General features: G+C 73.6%; 18 protein-coding genes. 7 read left to right on the forward strand and 11 right to left on the reverse strand.

Annotated features, from left to right (window positions below; translation table 11 throughout):
* Positions 1 to 46 precede the first annotated feature (46 nt).
* The 4 genes from C892_RS0118185 to C892_RS0118200 all read right to left on the reverse strand — a co-directional run bounded on the left by C892_RS0118185 (position 47) and on the right by C892_RS0118200 (position 4006).
* Positions 47 to 712 carry a cytidylate kinase-like family protein gene (locus tag C892_RS0118185; RefSeq protein WP_017538314.1) on the reverse strand — a complete coding sequence of 222 codons (666 nt, stop codon included), beginning with the start codon at positions 710 to 712 and terminating at the stop codon, positions 47 to 49.
* Positions 713 to 750: 38 nt separating this feature from the next.
* Positions 751 to 1692 (reverse strand): tetratricopeptide repeat protein, encoded by a 942-nt coding sequence (locus tag C892_RS0118190; RefSeq protein WP_017538315.1) that lies wholly within the window; start codon positions 1690 to 1692, stop codon positions 751 to 753.
* 18 nt (positions 1693 to 1710) lie between these two features.
* Complete coding sequence (locus tag C892_RS0118195; RefSeq protein WP_017558341.1) at positions 1711 to 3414, reverse strand: coenzyme B12-dependent isobutyryl-CoA mutase large subunit; 1704 nt, start codon at positions 3412 to 3414, stop codon at positions 1711 to 1713.
* A 76-nt stretch (positions 3415 to 3490) separates the two neighbouring features.
* The gene (locus tag C892_RS0118200; protein ID WP_026124472.1) at positions 3491 to 4006 is read right to left on the reverse strand and encodes a MarR family winged helix-turn-helix transcriptional regulator; all 516 of its coding nucleotides are present in this window, start codon (positions 4004 to 4006) and stop codon (positions 3491 to 3493) included.
* A 255-nt stretch (positions 4007 to 4261) separates the two neighbouring features.
* Here C892_RS0118200 and C892_RS0118210 point away from each other — a divergent pair, with 255 nt between their 5' ends.
* The 3 genes from C892_RS0118210 to C892_RS0118220 all read left to right on the forward strand — a co-directional run bounded on the left by C892_RS0118210 (position 4262) and on the right by C892_RS0118220 (position 8564).
* Positions 4262 to 6268: a glycosyl hydrolase family 18 protein gene (locus C892_RS0118210; protein WP_017558342.1), complete on the forward strand. Its 2007-nt coding sequence runs from the start codon at positions 4262 to 4264 to the stop codon at positions 6266 to 6268.
* 93 nt (positions 6269 to 6361) lie between these two features.
* Positions 6362 to 8047 carry a glycosyl hydrolase family 18 protein gene (locus C892_RS0118215; protein ID WP_017558343.1) on the forward strand — a complete coding sequence of 562 codons (1686 nt, stop codon included), beginning with the start codon at positions 6362 to 6364 and terminating at the stop codon, positions 8045 to 8047.
* Between the two features lie 64 nt (positions 8048 to 8111).
* Entirely contained in the window at positions 8112 to 8564 is a 453-nt protein-coding gene (locus C892_RS0118220; RefSeq protein ID WP_017558344.1) for a GNAT family N-acetyltransferase, read from the forward strand.
* Here the strand turns inward: C892_RS0118220 and meaB are convergent.
* From meaB to C892_RS0118235, 3 genes are read right to left on the reverse strand one after another with little or no spacing between them, the layout of a single operon-like run.
* Positions 8542 to 9489, reverse strand: a complete 948-nt coding sequence (meaB, locus tag C892_RS0118225; protein ID WP_017538321.1) for a methylmalonyl Co-A mutase-associated GTPase MeaB — start codon at positions 9487 to 9489, stop codon at positions 8542 to 8544. The two genes, C892_RS0118220 and meaB, sit on opposite strands and share 23 nt — an antisense overlap.
* A gap of 46 nt (positions 9490 to 9535) precedes the next feature.
* A complete protein-coding gene (locus C892_RS0118230) occupies positions 9536 to 10072 on the reverse strand; it encodes a DinB family protein (protein WP_017558345.1) in 537 nt (178 codons plus the stop codon).
* A gap of 3 nt (positions 10073 to 10075) precedes the next feature.
* Positions 10076 to 11263, reverse strand: coding sequence for an acetyl-CoA C-acetyltransferase (locus C892_RS0118235; RefSeq protein WP_017558346.1), 1188 nt, complete (start codon positions 11261 to 11263; stop codon positions 10076 to 10078).
* Between the two features lie 100 nt (positions 11264 to 11363).
* Here C892_RS0118235 and mce point away from each other — a divergent pair, with 100 nt between their 5' ends.
* Both mce and C892_RS0118245 read left to right on the forward strand, forming a co-directional pair.
* Positions 11364 to 11810, forward strand: coding sequence for a methylmalonyl-CoA epimerase (gene mce, locus C892_RS0118240; RefSeq protein ID WP_017558347.1), 447 nt, complete (start codon positions 11364 to 11366; stop codon positions 11808 to 11810).
* 290 nt (positions 11811 to 12100) lie between these two features.
* Entirely contained in the window at positions 12101 to 13405 is a 1305-nt protein-coding gene (locus C892_RS0118245) for a DivIVA domain-containing protein (protein ID WP_017538325.1), read from the forward strand.
* Between the two features lie 254 nt (positions 13406 to 13659).
* Here the strand turns inward: C892_RS0118245 and C892_RS0118250 are convergent, their stop codons facing one another.
* From C892_RS0118250 to C892_RS0118260, 3 genes are read right to left on the reverse strand one after another with little or no spacing between them, the layout of a single operon-like run.
* A complete protein-coding gene (locus tag C892_RS0118250) occupies positions 13660 to 14394 on the reverse strand; it encodes an alpha/beta hydrolase (protein WP_017558348.1) in 735 nt (244 codons plus the stop codon).
* A gap of 33 nt (positions 14395 to 14427) precedes the next feature.
* Entirely contained in the window at positions 14428 to 14724 is a 297-nt protein-coding gene (locus C892_RS0118255) for an Rv1322 family protein (RefSeq protein WP_017538327.1), read from the reverse strand.
* 55 nt (positions 14725 to 14779) lie between these two features.
* Positions 14780 to 15979: a 3-hydroxyacyl-CoA dehydrogenase gene (locus tag C892_RS0118260; RefSeq protein ID WP_017558349.1), complete on the reverse strand. Its 1200-nt coding sequence runs from the start codon at positions 15977 to 15979 to the stop codon at positions 14780 to 14782.
* A gap of 70 nt (positions 15980 to 16049) precedes the next feature.
* Between C892_RS0118260 and C892_RS0118265 the strand changes: the two genes are divergently transcribed.
* Positions 16050 to 17063, forward strand: coding sequence for an LLM class flavin-dependent oxidoreductase (locus C892_RS0118265; protein WP_017558350.1), 1014 nt, complete (start codon positions 16050 to 16052; stop codon positions 17061 to 17063).
* A 36-nt stretch (positions 17064 to 17099) separates the two neighbouring features.
* Here the strand turns inward: C892_RS0118265 and C892_RS0118270 are convergent, their stop codons facing one another.
* Positions 17100 to 17480 carry an SCO5389 family protein gene (locus C892_RS0118270; protein ID WP_017538330.1) on the reverse strand — a complete coding sequence of 127 codons (381 nt, stop codon included), beginning with the start codon at positions 17478 to 17480 and terminating at the stop codon, positions 17100 to 17102.
* A gap of 181 nt (positions 17481 to 17661) precedes the next feature.
* Here C892_RS0118270 and nucS point away from each other — a divergent pair, with 181 nt between their 5' ends.
* Positions 17662 to 18339, forward strand: coding sequence for an endonuclease NucS (gene nucS, locus C892_RS0118275; protein WP_026124475.1), 678 nt, complete (start codon positions 17662 to 17664; stop codon positions 18337 to 18339).
* Positions 18340 to 18454 lie beyond the last annotated feature (115 nt).

Raw genomic sequence — 18454 nt, forward strand, 5'->3', positions numbered from 1 at the left:
CGCACCCTTCATGGTGCCACCGCCGCAGATCAAACGGTGCACCGCACTACATTTGCGGTGCCCGCTCCCGGGCCAGGCGGTCGATCACCTCGACGCAGGCGGGCAGTGGCAGCGCCGTGGCGTCCAACACGAGGTGGTACAGGGCGGCGTCAGCCGGGTCGACCCGGTAGAAGCGGCGCACGTAGGCGCTGCGCGCGCGGTCGTTGGCCTCCAGGTCGCGCATCCGCGGCGGCCCCCCGCCCTCCTCGCGGCCCTCGCCGGAGGCGCGGGCCTGGGCGAGGCGCCGGTCCTTGGGGCCGTCCAGGCGCACGTGCAGGGCGCCGGGCCGGTCGGCGAGCACCACCGCGCCGGCGCGCCCCAGGACCACTCCCCCGGTGTCGGCGACCCGGCCCAGGACCTCCTCGGTGCGGTCGACGAACTCCTGGTCGTAGAGGATGCGCCCCTCGGCGTCGGAGGGCGTGACGTAGGCCGGGTCGACGCTGCCCAGGGTGACGGTGGGCAGCCGCGCGGCGCTGGCCAGCAGCCGTTCGAAGCCGGTGGGGGCGCGGTCGTCGTGGCGCAGCGCGTCCTCCAGGGAGCAGCCGATCTCCTCGGCGACCGCGCCCGGGACGGCCCGGTCCACGAAGGGCACGCCGAGGCGCTCGGCGACGGCCGGTCCCACCGTGCCGCCGCCGGCGCCGAAGGTCGCCGAGATCGTCACCAGATACGGCATGACCTGGTTCTACCCGCGCCGGGGCGGGTCGGAACGGCTCAGAACAGCGCCGCGGTGAGCTGCCGCCGCGCCTTGGAGACCACCGGGTCGGCGGCCGGCAGCACCTCGAACAGCGACAGCAGGTGCTTGCGCACCCGGTCGCGGTCCTCGTCGCGGGTGTTCTTGACCAGGGTGATGAGCCGGTTGAAGGCGTCCTCCACCTTCTGGCCGTACATGTCGATGTCGGCGACCCGGATCTGGGCGTCGACGTCGCCGGGGTCGTCGGCGGCGGCCTTGCGGGCCGCGGCGGCGTCCACCCCGCGCAGCCGGCGGATCAGCCGCACCTGGGCCAGCCGCTGCCGGGCGTGCTCGTTCTTGGGGTCGGACTCCAGCGCCTTGGCGTAGACCTGCTCGGCGGCGTCGAAGTCGTCGCGCTGCAGCGCCTCCTGGGCCTCGGCGTCGACCGGGTCGACCTGCTCGGCCCCGGCGGCCTCCTCGCCGGGCTCGCCCTCCGGGCCGAGCCCGGTGTACTCGGGGGGCAGCACGTTCTGGTTGCGCAGCTCCTCGAAGACCTGGGAGAGCCAGTCGCGCAGCTGGGCCTCGGTGGCCGGCCCCGTCGGACCGGGCACCACCTGGCCGCCGATGACCAGGGCGACCATGGGGGCGGCGGGCACCCGCAGGGCCTGGGCGAGCTGCGGGCTGGCCTGCACGTCGACCTTGGCCACGGCCCACTGGCCGCCCGCGGCCACGGCCAGCCGGTCGACGGCCGACTCGACCTGGGCGGACTGCTCGGAGGAGGACTGCAGCACGGCCAGCACGACCGGCGCGCTCATCGAGCGCTGCAGGACCTCATCCTGGAAGTTGTTCTCGTCGACGTCGATCGCGTACGGGTTGGCGGTTCCCGAGGAGCGCTCGGCCTCCCGCTTGGCCTCGCGTTCCATGGCGGCCTTGCGCGCCCCGAGGTCGACCGCGCCCTGCATGGAGTAGTCCGATGGCTGCATGCCTCCATCCTGCCCCATCTAGAAGCGCGGATCCTCCACATAGGTGCCGAACTCCCGGCCCATCGTGCCGCAGATCTCCCCGAGGGTGGCCTCGGCCCGGGCGGCGTCCAGGATGAGCGGGACGAGGTTGGGGGCGTCCGGGTCGCGCACCGCCTCCAGCAGCCGGTCCAGGGCGGCCCGGACGGCGTCGCCGTCCCGGCGCTCCCGGCGCTCGGTGAGCGCGCGCACCTGGTCGCGCTCGACCTCGTGGCTGATCCGCAGGATGTCGACCTCGCCCGAGACGGTGGAGGTGGCGGCGTTCACGCCCACGATGCGCTTGTCGCCCTTCTCCAGGGCCTGCTGGTAGCGGAACGCGGACTCGGCGATCTCGGCGCTGAACCAGCCGCTGTGGATCCCGGCCAGGATGCCGGAGGTGACCGGCCCGACGGCGTGCTCGGCGTCCTCGCCGCCGCCCATCTCGATGATCTTGGCGAAGACCCGCTCGGCCTCGGCCTCCATCCGGTCGGTGAGGGCCTCGACGTAGTAGGAGCCGCCGAGCGGGTCGGCGACGTTGGCCACGCCGGTCTCCTCCATGAGCACCTGCTGGGTGCGCAGGGCGATCTCGGCGGACTGCTCGGTGGGCAGGGCCAGGGTCTCGTCCAGGGCGTTGGTGTGCAGCGAGTTGGTGCCGCCCAGCACGGCCGAGAGCGCCTCGGTGGCGGTGCGCACCACGTTGTTGTAGGGCTGCTGCGCGGTGAGCGAGACCCCGGCGGTCTGGGTGTGGAACCGCAGCCACTGCGCCTTGGGCGAGGCGGCGCCGAAGCGGTCGCGCATCCAGCGCGCCCAGATGCGGCGGGCGGCGCGGAACTTGGCGACCTCCTCGAAGAAGTCGATGTGGGCGTCGAAGAAGAAGGACAGCCCGGGGGCGAAGACGTCCACGTCCAGGCCGCGGGACAGGCCCAGCTCGACGTAGCCGAACCCGTCGGCCAGGGTGAAGGCCAGCTCCTGGGCGGCCGTGGCCCCGGCCTCGCGGATGTGGTAGCCCGAGACCGACAGGGGCTTGAAGGCGGGGATGTTCTCCGCGCAGTACTCCATCAGGTCGCCGATGAGGCGCAGGTGGGGCTCGGGCGGGTACAGCCACTCCTTCTGGGCGATGTACTCCTTGAAGATGTCGGTCTGCAGGGTGCCGTTGAGCGCGGACAGGTCGGCGCCCTGGCGCTCGGCCGCGGCCAGGTACATGCAGAAGGCGGGCACGGCGGGGCCGCTGATGGTCATCGAGGTGGTGATGTCCTGCAGCGGGATGCCGTCGAACAGCGCGTCCATGTCACAGGTGGAGTCCACGGCGACGCCGCAGTGGCCCACCTCGCCCAGGGCGATGGAGGCGTCGGAGTCGTACCCCATCAGGGTGGGCATGTCGAAGGCCACCGAGAGCCCGCCGCCGCCGGCGTCCAGGATCATCTTGTAGCGCTCGTTGGTCTGGCGCGCGTTGCCGAACCCGGCGAACTGGCGGATGGTCCAGGGGCGGCCGCGGTAGCCGGTGGGGTGCAGCCCGCGGGTGTAGGGGAACTCCCCGGGCCAGCCGATCCGCTCGAAGCCGGGCACGCTCGCCCCTTCGGGCGGGCCGTAGACCGGCTCGACCTCCTGCCCGGACAGGGTGGTGAAGTCGGCGTCGCGCTTGCGGGCGGAGTCGTAGCGGCGCTGCCAGCGCTCCCGCCCGGCCTCGATCTGGTCACTGGTCGCCATACCGACGATAGTAGGACTTCCAACTAATTTTCGATAGGGGCGCGCCGGGAACGGGCGCGCCGGGGCCGCCCGGGCGTCACTCCCCGGGGTCGGGGAAGTCGCCGAAGCCCACCCGCAGCTTGACGAAGGAGCGGTGCATCTCCTCCAGCTCCTCGCCGGTGTAGCCCTCCAGCCCGAAGTCCATGTCCAGCAGGTCGCGGGTGGCGTGCTCGACGACCTCGCGCCCGGCGGCGGTGATCTCGGCCAGGGTGCCGCGCCCGTCGCTGGGGTTGGGCAGGCGGCGGACCAGCCCCTGGCGCTCCAGCCGGTCGATGGTGTTGGTGACGCTGGTCGGGTGCACCATGAGGCGCTCGCCGATCTTGCCCAGGGGTAGGGCGCCGGTGTGGCTGAAGGTCAGCAGCACCAGGGCCTCGTAGCGGGCGAAGGTGAGCTCGTAGGGCTTGAGCGCGGCGTCCAGGCGCCCGATGAGGATCTGCTGGGCGCGCATGACCGAGGTGACCGCGGCCATGGCGGGCGAGGCGCCCCAGCGGCGCGTCCAGTTCTCGTGCGCGCGCTCGATCGGGTCGAACGGCAGATTAAGCGGGTTTCCCACCCGGCCACTGTAGCGACCCGCCCCTGGGAGCATGCCCGGACGGCCTTGTCCAGGGGGGCTGTGCGGCCGGATCCGGCCCGCGGGGGCCGGTCCAGTACACAGGCGCCCGCGGGCCGGGACCGCAAGCGGCCCGGTCCACCCGTGAACCGCCCCACCGCCCCCCGCGGCGCGAATTTCCCGGCGCGGACTCCTTGTCCCGGCGAAAACTAATAGTTAACTTTCCTAAAAATTAGCCCCGACAGTGAGGACACCCCCATGTCCGCGAGACCCCCCGCACGGGGGCGGATCCGGCCCCGCGGCTGGATCGCGGCGGCCGCCGCCGCGCTGACCGCCCTTCCGCTCGCCCTGTCGACCGCCCCCGCCTCGGCCGACGCTCCCGCGGCCGCCCCCGAGGGCGTCACGGTCGTCTACACCGAGGGCTCCTCCTGGGAGACCGGCTACAGCGGCCAGTTCACCATCGACAACGCCTCCGGCACCGAGCTGTCCGACTGGACGATCGAGGTCGCACTGCCGGACGGCGCCGAGATCACCAGCCTGTGGAACGCCGAGATGAGCAGGTCCGGCGCCGACTACACGCTCACGCCGCCGAGCTGGGGGGCGCCCGTCCCGGCCGGCGGGACCTACCAGATCGGCTTCAACGGCTCGCTGTCCGCCGGCGCCACCGAGACCGCGCCGGTCTCCTGCACCGTCAACGGCTCGCCGTGCGCGGGCGGGCCCGGCGAGGACGACACCGAGGCGCCGACCGCGCCCGAGGGGCTGTCGGTCTCCGGGACCACCTCCAGCAGCGTCGGGCTGTCCTGGGACGCCTCCTCCGACAACGTGGGCGTGGCCGGGTACGAGATCCTCTCCGGAGGGGAGCCGGTGCGCACCGTCATCGGCGACACCGCCTCGGGCACCGTCTCCGGCCTGGACCCCGACACCGAGTACACCTTCGCCGTACGCGCCTTCGACGACGCGGGCAACCGGTCCGACCCCAGCGGCGAGGTGACCGCCCGCACCGCCGAGGGGGGCGACCCCGGCGGCCCCGACGAGGGCAAGCGGGTCGGCTACTTCACCCAGTGGGGCATCTACGACCGCGGCTACCTGGTGAAGGACGTCGACACCAGCGGCACGGCCGAGCGGCTGACCCACATCAACTACGCCTTCGCCAACATCAACGACAACGGCCAGTGCTTCCAGGCCAACCAGCTCGGCGAGGGCGACGCCTGGGCCGACTACGGCCGCTCCTTCCGCGCCGACGAGAGCGTGGACGGGGTGGGCGACACCTGGGACCAGGACCTGCGCGGCAACTTCAACCAGCTGCGCGAGCTCAAGGAGAAGCACCCGCACCTGAAGGTGAACCTGTCGATCGGCGGGTGGACCTGGTCCAAGAACATCTCGGACGCGGCGAGCACGCCGGAGTCGCGGGAGCGGATGGCCTCCTCGTGCATCGACATGTTCCTGCGCGGCAACCTGCCGGCGTTCGACGGCGCGGGCGGCCCCGGGTCGGCCTACGGCGTGTTCGACGGCATCGACCTGGACTGGGAGTGGCCGGCCTCGGAGGGCCACCCGGACAACGTGTGGAAGCCCGAGGACAAGCAGAACTTCACCGCGCTGGTCGGCGAGTTCCGCTCCCAGCTCGACGCCCTGGAGACCGAGACCGGGCGCGCCTTCGAGCTGACCTCCTTCATGCCGGCCGACCCGGCGAAGGTGGAGGCCGGGTTCGAGGTCGACAAGATCATGCCGGACTTCGACTTCATCACCCTGCAGGGGTACGACTACCACGGGGCCTGGGAGGAGACCACCGCCCACCAGTCCAACCTGGTGGTCTCCCCTGACGACCCGAGCGAGCCGGAGCGGCTGTTCAGCGGGGAGGTGGCGCTGGACGCCTGGACCTCGCGCGGGGCGTCCCCCGAGGACATCGTGATGGGCGTGCCCTTCTACAGCCGCGGATGGACCGGTGTGGAGCCGGGCCCGAACGGCGACGGGATGTTCCAGTCCTCGACCGGCGCGGCCCCCGGGACCTATGAGGACGGCATCGAGGACTGGAAGCGGCTGAAGGACCTGCCGGGCCAGGGGTACACCCTGCACCGCGACGAGCAGGCCGGCGCCGCCTGGATCTACGACGGCACCACCCTGTGGACCTTCGACGACGAGACCGAGATGCGCCGCAAGGCCGACTGGATCAACGGCCAGGGCCTGGGCGGGGCCATGGTGTGGTCGCTCGACGGCGACGACTCCCAGGGAACGCTGATGCGGTCGCTGGACGGCTCGCTGGCCTGAGCGGTTGTGCAGCGCGGAACCTCCGTTGACCGGCGCCGAATCAAATAGTTAAGTTTCCTAAAAATTCGGCACGAGAAGTGGAGAACCCCCCGCATGCGCTCTGCTCGACTCGCCCCGGCGGCAGGGGCGGCCGCGGCCGCCCTGCTGCTGGTGCCCCTGTCCCCCGGGACGGCGCACGCCGCCCCGGGGGAGGGGGCCTCCCCCACCGCCGTGCACACCGAGAACGCCCGGTGGCCCGGCGGCTACCAGGCCCAGATCACCATCACCAACCCCGGCGCCGAACCGCTGGAGGACTGGAGCCTGGAGTTCGAACTCCCCGAAGGCGCCGAGGTCCACCAGATGTGGAACGCGGAACTGGCCGAACCGGAGGGCTCCGGCGGCGGCTACACCGCCGCCCCGCCGCACTGGGGCGCCGACGTCCCGCCCGGCGGCAGCTACACCTTCGGCTACAACGGCCGCTACGACGGGGACGGCCCCACCGACCCGGTCTCCTGCACCCTCGACGGCGCCCCCTGCACCGACGGCGGGAACGGCGGGGAGGACCCCGAGTACCGCCAGGTCGGCTACTTCACCCAATGGGGCGCCGACGACAAGGACTTCCACGTCAAGTCGCTGGAGACCACCGGCCAGGCCGACAAGCTCACCCACGTCAACTACGCCTTCGCCAACCTCGACGAGGACGGCCGCTGCTTCGCCAGCGACACCGAGGGCGAGGGCGAGGCGCTCTCCGACTACGGCCGCGCCTACACCGCCGAGAACAGTGTCGACGGGGTCGCCGACGACCCGGACCAGCCGCTGCGGGGCAGCTTCAACCAGCTGCGCAAGCTCAAGGAGCGCCACCCCGGGCTGAAGGTGTCGATCGCCCTGGGCGGCTGGGAGTGGTCCACCCACTTCTCCAACGCCGCGCTCCCGGAGAACCGCGAGGAGGCGGTGGCCTCCTGCGTCGACATGTTCCTGCGCGGGAACCTGCCCGAGCGCAACGGCGCCGGCGGCGAGGGCGCCGCGGCGGGCCTGTTCGACGGCATCGACCTGGACTGGGAGTGGCCGGCCACGCCGGGGGCGCCCGGCAACGTCGTCCGCCCCGAGGACAAGGAGAACTTCACCGCCCTGGTCGCCGAGTTCCGCGAGCAGATGGACGGACTCGGGGAGGAGACCGGGCAGGACTACCTGCTGACCTCGTTCATGCCGGCCAACACCGGCGCGATCGACGCCGGCTACGAGGTGCCCGCCCTGATGGAGGACCTGGACTTCATCAACGTGCAGGGCTACGACCTGACCGGCGCCTGGAACCCCTCCACCGGGCACCAGTCCAACGTGCGGACGGCCGAGGGCGACCCGGCCGCCGAACCGCGCTCCTACGAGACCGTGGTCGGCCAGTGGGTGGACCGCGGGGCCGACCCCGAGGACATCGTGATGGGCGTGCCCTTCTACGGGCGCGGCTGGCAGGGCGTGGAGCCGGGCCCCGACGGCGACGGGCTCTGGCAGCCGGCCGACGGCGCCGCCCCCGGGCCGCGCGACCCCGGCTACAACGACTACAACGTGCTCAAGGAGATGGCCGCCTCCGAGGAGTTCACCGTGTACCGGGACGACCACGCCGGCACGGCCTGGATCTACGACGGCGACCAGTGGTGGAACTACGACGACGCCGCGGCGATCTCCCAGAAGACCTCCTGGGCCCGCGAGTACGGGCTGGGCGGCGCCATGGTGTGGTCGCTGGACGGCGACGGCGCCGAGGGCGAGCTGATGTCGGCCCTCGACGGCGAGCTCAACGGCCGCTGAGGCGGCCGCGGGACCCGGGGCGCCGCCGACGGGAGACGGCGGCGCCCCGCCTATCATCGGGCCCATGACCGCGATCACCGTGCGGGCCTCGGACTTCCCCGGGTTGGACGCCGCCGACCTCTACGCCCTGCTGCGCCTGCGCGTCGACGTGTTCGTCGTCGAGCAGAAGTGCCCCTACCCCGAGCTCGACGGCCGCGACACCGAGCCCGGCACGCTCCACCTGTGGGCGTGCCGGGAGGACGACCCCTCGGCCGTCCTGGGGTACCTGCGGGTGCTGGAGGAGGACGGCGGGGCCGCGCGCATCGGGCGCGTCGCAACGGCGGAGCAGGCGCGCGGCCGCGGGGTGGCCGGCCGGCTGATGGAGGCCGCCCTGGAGCACATCGGGCCGCGCGAGGCGCTGCTGGACGCCCAGGCCTACGCCGCCGGCCTCTACACGCGCTACGGCTTCGCGCAGGAGGGCCCCGAGTTCCTGGAGGACGGCATCCCCCACGTTCCTATGCGCCGTTCAGCGCCTTGAGGAGATCGTCGGCCGCCGCATAGGGGTCGGCCCCGCCGACGACGTCGTCGGCCAGGCGGTCCAGCGCGCCGTGGCCGTGGACGTCGGCCAGCCGCTCGCGCAGCGCCTTCATCGCGATCGCCTCGACCTCCTCGCGCGCGCGGGCGCGCCGCCGCCGGGCCAGCTCCCCCGAGGCGTGCAGGTACTCGGCGTGCTTGTCCAGGTGCTCCAGCAGCTCATCGAGGCCCTCGCCCTTGGCGGCCGCGGTACTGGCCACGGGCGGCTTCCACTGCCCGGTCTCCCGCTCGGCCATGGCCACCATCTGGCGCAGGTCGCGCACGGTGGCCCGGGCGCCCTCCCGGTCGGACTTGTTGACCGCGAACACGTCGGCGATCTCCAGCACCCCGGCCTTGGCGGCCTGCACCCCGTCGCCCATGCCCGGGGCGGCCAGCACCACGGTGGTGTCGGCGTGCGCGGCGATGTCCACCTCGGCCTGCCCGACGCCGACCGTCTCCACCAGGACGGTGTCGAAGCCGGCGGCGTCCAGCACCCGCAGCGCGTGCGGGGTGGCCCAGGAGAGCCCGCCCAGGTGCCCGCGGCTGGCCATGGAGCGGATGAACACCCCCGGGTCGGTGGCGTGCTCCTGCATGCGCACCCGGTCGCCCAGCAGCGCCCCGCCGCTGAACGGGGAGGAGGGGTCGACCGCGAGCACCGCCACGGTGCGGCCGCGCTTGCGCAGCTCGCCGGTGAGGGCGCTGGTGGTGGTGGACTTGCCCACGCCGGGCGGACCGGTCAGGCCGATGATGCGGGCCCTCCCCCCGTGGGGGGCCAGGCCCGCCATGACCTCCCGCAGCTGCGGGGCGCCGTTCTCCACCAGGGACACGGCGCGCGCCACCGCGCGCCGCTCGCCGCGCCGCACGCGCTCGACGAGACCGGGGACGTCCACCTGCCACTCCTCACGACGCCGGAGACCGACCACACCGGCGAGTATGTCAGGGCGCCCCGGTGAACCGCCCGGTGGCTCCGTCGGTCTGCTCGCGCAGGATGTCGGCGTGCCCGGCGTGCCGCGCGGTCTCCTCCACCATGTGCACGTAGATCCAGCGCAGGGTGACCCGCCCCAGATCGGGGTGGGGGACCGCGTCGTCCAGGGCGAACCCGGCCGCCGTGCGCCGCGACTCGGCGCAGGCGGCGCGGTAGGCCTCGGACAGCGAGGCGACGGTGTCCCCCGGCTCCAGGCGCCAGGTGGCGCCCTCCTCGGCCAGGCCCTCCAGCCCCAGCTCCTCGGCGGGGCGCCCGCCCAGCAGGTGCTGGAACCAGTTGACCTCGACCAGGGCCAGGTGCCGCAGCAGTCCGGCCAGGGTGGTGCGGGAGGGCACCAGCCGCCTCCGGGCGTCCTGCTCGGACAGCCCGGCGGCCTTGTCCAGCACCGCCTGGCGCATGGCGTCCAGGAAGGCCTCCAGCACCTCGCGCTCGCCGCCCGCGGCGGAAACGGCCGCGGCGCGTGCCACGGCCCCGTCCTCGCCGCCCACGGCTCAGGCCCCCGGGACCTGGAACAGCAGCGCGTCGCCCTGGCCGCCGCCCCCGCACAGGGCGGCCGCGCCCAGCCCGCCGCCGCGGCGGCGCAGCTCGTGCACCAGGTGCAGGGCCAGCCGGGCGCCGGAGGCGCCGATGGGGTGGCCCAGGGCGATGGCGCCGCCGTCGACGTTGACCCTGTCCTCGGTGACGCCCAGGTCGCGCATGGACTGCACGGCGACCGCGGCGAAGGCCTCGTTGATCTCGATGAGGTCGAGGTCGGCGACGTCCCGCCCGGCCCTGCCCAGCGCGCGCCGGATCGCGTTGGAGGGCTGGGACTGCAGGGAGTTGTCGGGGCCGGCGACGTTGCCGTGCGCGCCGATCTCGGCGAGCACCTCGCAGCCGAGCTCCTCGGCCTTGGCGCGGCTCATGACCACCACCGCGCAGGCGCCGTCGGAGATCTGGGAGGCCGAGCCGGCGGTGATGGTGCCGCCCTCGGCGAAGGCGGGGCGCAGCCGGGCCAGGCCCTCGGCGGTGGTGTCCGGGCGCACGCCCTCGTCGGCGTCGACCACCTTGGCCTCGCCCTTGCGCTGGGGGATGCTCACCGGGGCGATCTCGGCGTCGAACCGGCCGTCCTTCTGGGCGGCGGCGGCGCGCTGGTGGGACAGGGCGGCGAAGGCGTCCTGCTCCTCGCGGGTCAGGCCCAGGCGGGCGTTGTGCCGCTCGGTGGAGGCGCCCATGGAGTCGCCGTCGAAGGCGTCGGTCAGGCCGTCGTGGTCGGTGGCGTCGAGCACCTCGATCGCCCCGTACTTGTAGCCCTTGCGCGCCTTGGGCAGCAGGTGCGGGGCGTTGGTCATGGACTCCATGCCGCCGGCGACCACCACGTCGAACTCGCCGGCCGCGATGAGCTGGTCGGCCAGGGCGATGGCGTCCAGCCCGGACAGGCAGACCTTGTTGATCGTCAGCGAGGGCACGTCCATCGGCACGCCGGCCTTGACCGCGGCCTGGCGGGAGGGGATCTGGCCCTGGCCGGCCTGCAGCACCTGGCCCATGACGACGTAGCCGACCTGGTCGCCGGCGAGGCCGGCGCGCTCCAGCGCGGCGCCGATGGCGGCGGCGCCCAGGTCGACCGCCTCCAGCGGGGCCAGGGAGCCGAGCAGCCGGCCGATCGGCGTCCGGGCGCCGCTGACGATGACGGATCCGGGCATGAGGGGCCTCCTGGTGGGTCGGGGTCGGCGGTGTCACGGCCGCACGTGTTCTGTCACCATACTCACGTCCGCTCGACCGCCTCCGGGGAGGACCGGCACCGTGTTCACGCGCATCGACCATGTCGGCATCGCCTGCCGCGACCTGGACGCGGCCGTCGCGTTCTACCGCTCGACCTACGGCTTCGAGGTGGCCCACGAGGAGGTCAACGAGGAGCAGGGGGTGCGCGAGGCGATGCTGCGCATCAACGGCACCGACGACGGCGGCGCCAGCTACCTGCAGCTGCTGGAGCCGATCCGGGACGACTCCCCGGTCGCCCGGTTCCTGGACCGCAACGGCGAGGGGGTGCACCACGTCGCCTTCGGCACCGCCGACGTCGCCGGCGCCTCGGCCGCGGTGGCCGGGAGCGGGGTGCGGGTGCTCGACGCCGAGCCGCGCCCCGGGTCGATGGGGTCGCGGATCGCGTTCCTGCACCCCAAGGACTGCGGCGGGGTCCTCACCGAGCTGGTGCAGGCGGCCGATCAGGCGGCCGATACGGAAGGTTCGTGACGCAACCGTCACACAGGGCGCGCCCTCCCTTGGTAAAGTCTGCTGACCGCCAGGATCCTGGCGCCCGCCCCTGTCGTCACACGCGGCCGGCGAGCCCGTCCGACGCCGACGGCGTCCCCCAGGCGCTAATGGTGTCCGCAACGGCCGACCAAGACTCCGTATCAATGGGGAGAACTTCGGTACGCCTGAGGTCGGCGCGCAGTACCCTCCCTCAGGAGGGCGTGCGCTGGAGGGCGACTCGCCACCCGTCCGTCCGCTAGCCGTCTCGTCACCGTTCAGGATTCCGCCACATGTCGTCCGATATTGAAGCCCAGCTCACCAACTTCTTCGAAGAAGAGCCCCAGACCACCGAGTTCGACGTGGTCCTGCGCGGTTTCGACCGGCAGCAGGTCCAGGAGTACATCGCCCAGAAGCACACCGACCTGAACCAGGCGCGTGAAGAGGCCGAGAAGGCGCGCACCGAGCTCACCGACGTCAAGCGCCAGCTCCAGGAGCAGGAGCGCCCGACCTACGCGGGGCTGGGCGCGCGCATCGAGCAGCTGCTGCGTCTGGCCGAGGAGCAGGCCGCCGAGCTGGTCCAGGGCGCCCGCGCCGAGGCCGACGACATCCGCGGCGAGGCCAAGATCGAGGCCGCCGACATGCGCGCGGCCGCCGAGAACGAGGCCACCGAGCTGCGCACCACCGCCCAGCGCGAGGCGGACGAGATGCGCACCTCGGCCGAGAACGAGGCCGAGGAGGTGCGCACCGCCGCCCGGCGCGAGGCCGACGAGCTGACCGCCACCACCGAGCGCGAGGTCCAGAAGAAGATCTCGCAGGTCGAGCACGAGATGGCCGAGCGCCAGGCCACGCACGAGGCCGAGATCTCCAAGATCCGGATGACCACCGAGCGCGAGTGCACCCAGGCCCGCGCGGCCATGAAGCGCGAGCGCGACGAGACCATCCAGGCCGCCAAGCGCCAGGCCGAGGAGCTGCGCGCCCAGGCCCAGCGCAACATGGAGGAGAGCGAGGCCCGGCGCGCCCAGGAAGAGGCCGAGTTCGAGATCCAGCTGGCCAGCCGCCGCGAGGAGGCCGAGCGCCAGGACGCCGAGCGGCTCGCCGCCGCCCAGGCCGCCACCCAGAAGCTGGTGGCCGAGGCCGAGGAGCGCGCCGCCAGCGCCGAGCAGCGCGCCACCAAGGCCAGCAGCCAGGCCGAGCAGACCCGCAAGGAGGCCGAGCAGCACGCCAAGCAGGTCGTCGGCAACGCCAAGAAGCAGGCCGACCAGATCGGCCAGGAGGCCCGGTCCAAGGCCGACCACCTGGTCAGCGACGCCAAGTCCGAGGCGGACCGGATCCTGACCGCCGCCCGCCAGCAGGTCGACGAGCTGACCAAGCAGCGCGACAGCATCCAGTCGCACCTGCAGCAGCTGCGCCAGCTGCTCGGCGGCGGGGAGGCCCCCGCCCCGGCGGCGCCGGCCGCCGCCGAGGCCCCGGCCATCGAGCAGAAGTCCTCCGCCAACGGGCAGGGCTCCAACGGCCAGTCGGCCAACGGCCAGGCCAAGCAGAAGGAGACCGTCAGCGCCTCCGGCGAGGAGAACGAGGACTGGTGGCAGGAGTGACGGCGGCGCGCTGAGCACCGTCGGCCGAACACCGCCGAACCGCGGCGAAGGCCCGGCACCCCAGGGGTGCCGGGCCTTCGCCGCGCCGGTGCGCGCATCTCGCCGGGTACTGCGACGACAGGTCGGTCGAGGACCCGGCGGACACCCCCGCGCGCAGGCCCGTTGTTGATCTCGGGGAAGTCGGCCTTGTACCGGCCGGTACAACCCCGACTTCCCCGAGATCAACAACGGAGCGGGGTACCTGCTGCTCCGTACTAGCGGCCGGTGTCCTTGGTGGCCGGGCCGTCCCACTCGGTGGGCAGGGGGTGGGCCTTGGGCGCCACGCGCTCGACGACGGCGTCCAGGACCGTGCGCACGTAGGGCTCGCCCACCCACAGGTGCTTGGCGCCCGGTACGCCGATCACCTCGGCTTGGGGCACCCGGGCGAAGCGCTCGCGGGCCTGCTCCGGGCGCAGGAAGTCGTCGAACTCGGGCACCAGCGCCACCAGGGGGCGGCCGAACTCCGCCCAGCCGTCCAGGTCGGCGCCGGTGGCGCGGTGCAGCGGCGGGGAGAGCAGCACCGCACCCTCCACCTCGGGGTCGCGCCCCCACTTCAGGGCCAGCTCGGTGCCGAAGGACCAGCCCAGCAGCCACGGCCGGGGCAGCCCCTCGAACTCGGCGTACTCGATGGCCGCGGCCACGTCGTAGCGCTCGGTCTCGCCTTCGCCGAACTCGCCCTGGCTGGTGCCGTGCCGCGAGGAGGTGCCGCGGGTGTTGAACCGCAGCACCGCGACGCCGGCCAGCGCCGGCAGCCGGAAGGAGGCCTTGCGCAGCACGTGGCTGTCCATCATGCCCTCGGCGGTGGGCAGCGGGTGCAGGCACACCAGGGTGGCGGCGGGGGCGCCGCCCTCGGGCAGCGCCAGCTCGCCGACCAGCTCCAGGCCGTCGGCGGTGTGCAGGGTGATCGGACGGCGCTCGGCGGGGAGCACCGTGGTGGCGCGGATCTCCATGGGTTCCTCTCGGCGCAGGTCTCGGCGCGGGTCTCAGCGCAGGTGCGTGCGCCGCTGCCAGCAGGAGGAGTGCCAGTGCCGGCGGTCCTCCCCGTCGCCGTAGGGCCGCCAGGCGACCACGTGCGGCATGCCCGGGGGGATCTCCTGGTGGCAGCCGGGGCAGCGGTAGGCCTTGGCGGCCGCGGCGCCGCTGATCCTCCGGGTGACCCACTCCCCGTCCGGCCCGGTCTCCCGGCGCTGTCCTCCGGTGACGCGCAGCATCAGGGCGTCGGGGTCGGCGTCGCGGGCGGGCGCCCCTCTGCGGCGGGGTGTGTTTCGGCGCGGGCTCACCCTTCCAGGGTAGGGGCCCCCGGAGTCCCGGGGGCCCCTGGGCCTGCGGTTCCGGTCACGTCCGGCCGCTCTCCCGCGCCGCCTTGGCCGTCAGCGGGGAGGGGGCGTAGGACGCGAGCCCGGCGTCGGCCGCGGCGCGCAGCACCCGGTCCACCTCGGCGGCGCCGCGCTCCTCGGCCAGCTCGACCGGGCCCTTGGGGTAGCCGCACCCGAAGCGCATGGCGGTGTCGACGTCAACGGCGGTGGCGTAGCCGTCGCCCACCATGCGCAGCGCATCGTCCATGTGCGGGGCGAGCAGCAGGTCGGCCAGGCCGAAGCCGAGCCCTCCCCCGCGCAGCTCGGCGGCGATGGGGCCCTGCGGCGGCTCCTCGGCCCGGCCGGCCTCGCCCTCGCGCTGGTCGCCGTAGGCGTAGAAGCCGCGGCCGGTCTTGCGGCCGAGCAGGCCGGCGGCGACCATCCGGCGCAGCAGCGGTGCGGCCGCGTAGCGCGGGGTGCGGAACTCCTCCCAGAGCACGTCCATGACGGCCAGGCACACGTCCAGGCCGACCAGGTCGGCCAGGGTGAGCGGGCCCATGGGCAGCCCGGCGGCGCCGGTCATGGCCGCGTCGATCTCCTCGCGGGAGGCCAGGCGGCGCTCGTAGGCGGCGACGGCGTCGTTGATGTAGGGAACGAGCAGGGCGTTGGCGGCGAACCCGGCGCGGTCGCCCACGCAGACCGGGGTCTTGCCGATGCGCTTGGCGACCTCCTCGGCCACCGCCGCGGTCTGCGCGTCGGTGGTGGGGGTGGTCACCACCTCGACCAGCTTCATCACCGGCGCGGGGTTGAAGAAGTGCAGCCCCACCACCAGGGAGGGGCGGTCGGTGAGCGCGGCGATCTCGGTGACCGACAGCGAGGAGGTGTTGGTGGCCAGGATCGTGCCGGGCGGGCAGATCCGGTCCAGGTCGGTGAAGACGTCGCGCTTGATCTCCAGGCGCTCGGGGACGGCCTCCACCGCGAAGTCGGCGTCGGCGAGCCGCTCGCGGTCGGTGGTCAGCGCGATGCGCCCCAGGATGGTGTCGTGCTCCTCCTGGCTGATCTTGCCCTTGTCCCGCGCCCGGCCCAGCGAACCGGTGATGTGGGCGCGCCCGCGTTCGACGGCGGCGTCGTCGATCTCGACTCCGGTGACGGCGAACCCGGCACGGGCGAAGACCTCGACGATCCCCGCGCCCATCGTGCCGAGCCCGACCACTCCGACCTTGTTGAATTCCTGCACCATGGGGCCAACACTAAACGGTGGTCCCGTGGTTCCGCCCCCGCGGGGCCCGGCGGCGCACCACAATGGCCCCATGCGCATCGGAGCCTTCCTTCCCGCGGCCGGGTTCCCCGGCCGGGACCACACCGCGACCCTGGAGGCGGCGGCCCGGGCGGCCGAGGCCGCAGAGCGGGCGGGGTTCGACGAGGTGTGGTTCGCCGAACACCACTTCATGTCCTACGGGGTGTGCCCCTCGGCGGTGGCGATGGCCGCCTTCGTGCTGGGGCGCACCCGCACGGTCCGGGTGGGCACCGCGGTGAGCGTGCTGAGCACCGCCCATCCGGTGGCCCTGGCCGAGCAGGCCAACCTGCTGGACCAGGTCTCCGGCGGCCGGTTCGTGCTGGGGGTGGGGCGCGGCGGCCCCTGGGTCGACCTGGAGGTGTTCGGCACCGGCCTGGACCGCTACGAGCGGGGGTTCGGCGAGTCCCTGGAGGTGCTGCTGCGGGCGCTGCGCGGCGGGCCGATGCGCGCCGACGGGGCGGTGTTCGGCTTCCGCGAGGTGGAGATCGTGCCGGGCCCGCGGACCGCGCCGCACCCGGAGGCGGTGGTGGCGGCGACCTCGGAGGCGACGCTGGGCCTGGCCGCCGAGGCGGGGCTGCCGGTGATGCTCGGCATGCACCAGGACGCCGGGGAGCAGGCCCGGATGCTGGCCGAGTACGCCCGCCTGCGCGAGCGGGCGGGCGGGGCGCCGGTGCGCGGGCACGTGGCGGCCTCGGTGGCGCACGTGGAGGACACCCGGGAGCGGGCCCGCAAGGTGATGCTGGAGTCGCTGCCGCGGTGGCTGGGGCCGGGGCTGGCGGGCTACACCACGGTGGACGGGCGGCCCCGGGCCGAGCGGGACCCCGACGCCTATGCGGCGTTCCTGTGCGACGCCCACGCCGTGGGGTCCCCGGAGGAGTGCGCGCGCCGGCTGCGCGAGCAGGCCGGGGCGACCGGCGCGGACGCGCTCATGCTGCTGGTGGAGGGCGCCGGCGAGGAGGAGGCGGTGCTGCGCAACATCGCACGGCTGGGCGAGGAGGTGCTGCCGGCGGTGCGCGGCGGGGCCTGAGCCGCGCCGCGCACCGCCGGACCGCAGGCGCGGCCGCTAGCAGTCGACCAGTTCGGGCGACTGGTTCAGCAGCTGGGCGCGGGGGGTGGTGAAGCGGTCGTAGGCCGCGTCGGCCCCGGGGGCGAACAGGGCCAGGCGGTGGCAGTTCTGGAAGGCCAGCCGCATGCCGAAGTGGCGCTCGACGGCGGCGCGCATGGCGTCGCTGGCCACCATCCGCAGCAGCTGCCCGCGCTCGGCCTCACCGGGCGGCGGGGTCTCATTGGCCGCGAAGCCCTCGCCGTCCACGCGGGCGGCGAGGCCGCTCACCAGGGACCAGGCGTACGGCAGGGATTCGCGGATGCAGGCGATGAAGTCCGCGTCCTCGACGTCGCCCTGCTCGGCCTTGGCCAGGAGTTCCTGAGGAACCGTCAGCGACATGGATGTCCCATCTTCTCGTCAGGCAGGTCGTTGCGACGGTAAGCCCCGTGCCACGGTGCGTCACGGGGCCCGGGGGCCACACATGGCTTCCCCGGCCGCCATATGAAAATAGTTTTCATTGTCGTTCGGCGCCACCGGATTCCGGGAATCCGGTGCCGCGGCGCCGCTAGGATCGGGACCCGTGAGACTCGTGATCGCCCGGTGCAGCGTCGACTACGTCGGCCGGCTCACCGCCCACCTGCCCATGGCCCCCCGGCTCGTGCTGTTCAAGGCCGACGGCTCGGTCTCGGTGCACGCCGACGACCGCGCCTTCAAGCCGCTGAACTGGATGAACCCGCCGTGCACGGTGCGCGAGGGCACGGACGAGGACGGCACGGACGTCTGGACGGTCACGCACGGCAAGTCCGGCGAGAAGCTGGTGCTGCGCATCGCCGAGGTGCTGCACGACAGCTCGCACGAGCTGGGCCCCGACCCGGGCCTGCAGAAGGACGGCGTGGAGGCGCACCTGCAGGAGCTGCTCGCCGAGCACATCACCACCCTGGGCGAGGGCTACACGCTGATCCGCCGGGAGTACCCCACCGCGATCGGGCCGGTGGACATCCTGTGCCGGGACGGCGACGGCGGGACCGTGGCCGTGGAGCTCAAGCGGCGCGGCGACATCGACGGCGTGGAGCAGCTCACCCGGTACCTGGAGCTGCTCAACCGGGACCCGGCGCTCAAGCCGGTGCGGGGCGTCTTCGCGGCCCAGGAGATCAAGCCCCAGGCCCGGGTGCTGGCCACCGACCGCGGGATCGGCTGCCTGACCCTGGACTACGACGCGCTGCGCGGGATCGAGCCGGACACCCCCCGCCTGTTCTGAGCCGGTTCCGTCCCCCCTGCGCGCGCGTTCATGACCGGGGACGGCCGGCCCTCCATCGCCCGCGGGCTGATGGAGGACCGCCGCCTGGCCTGGGCTCTCGTCACGCCGAACCTGT

The organism is Nocardiopsis baichengensis YIM 90130 (assembly GCF_000341205.1).
Classification (GTDB): domain Bacteria; phylum Actinomycetota; class Actinomycetes; order Streptosporangiales; family Streptosporangiaceae; genus Nocardiopsis_A; species Nocardiopsis_A halophila.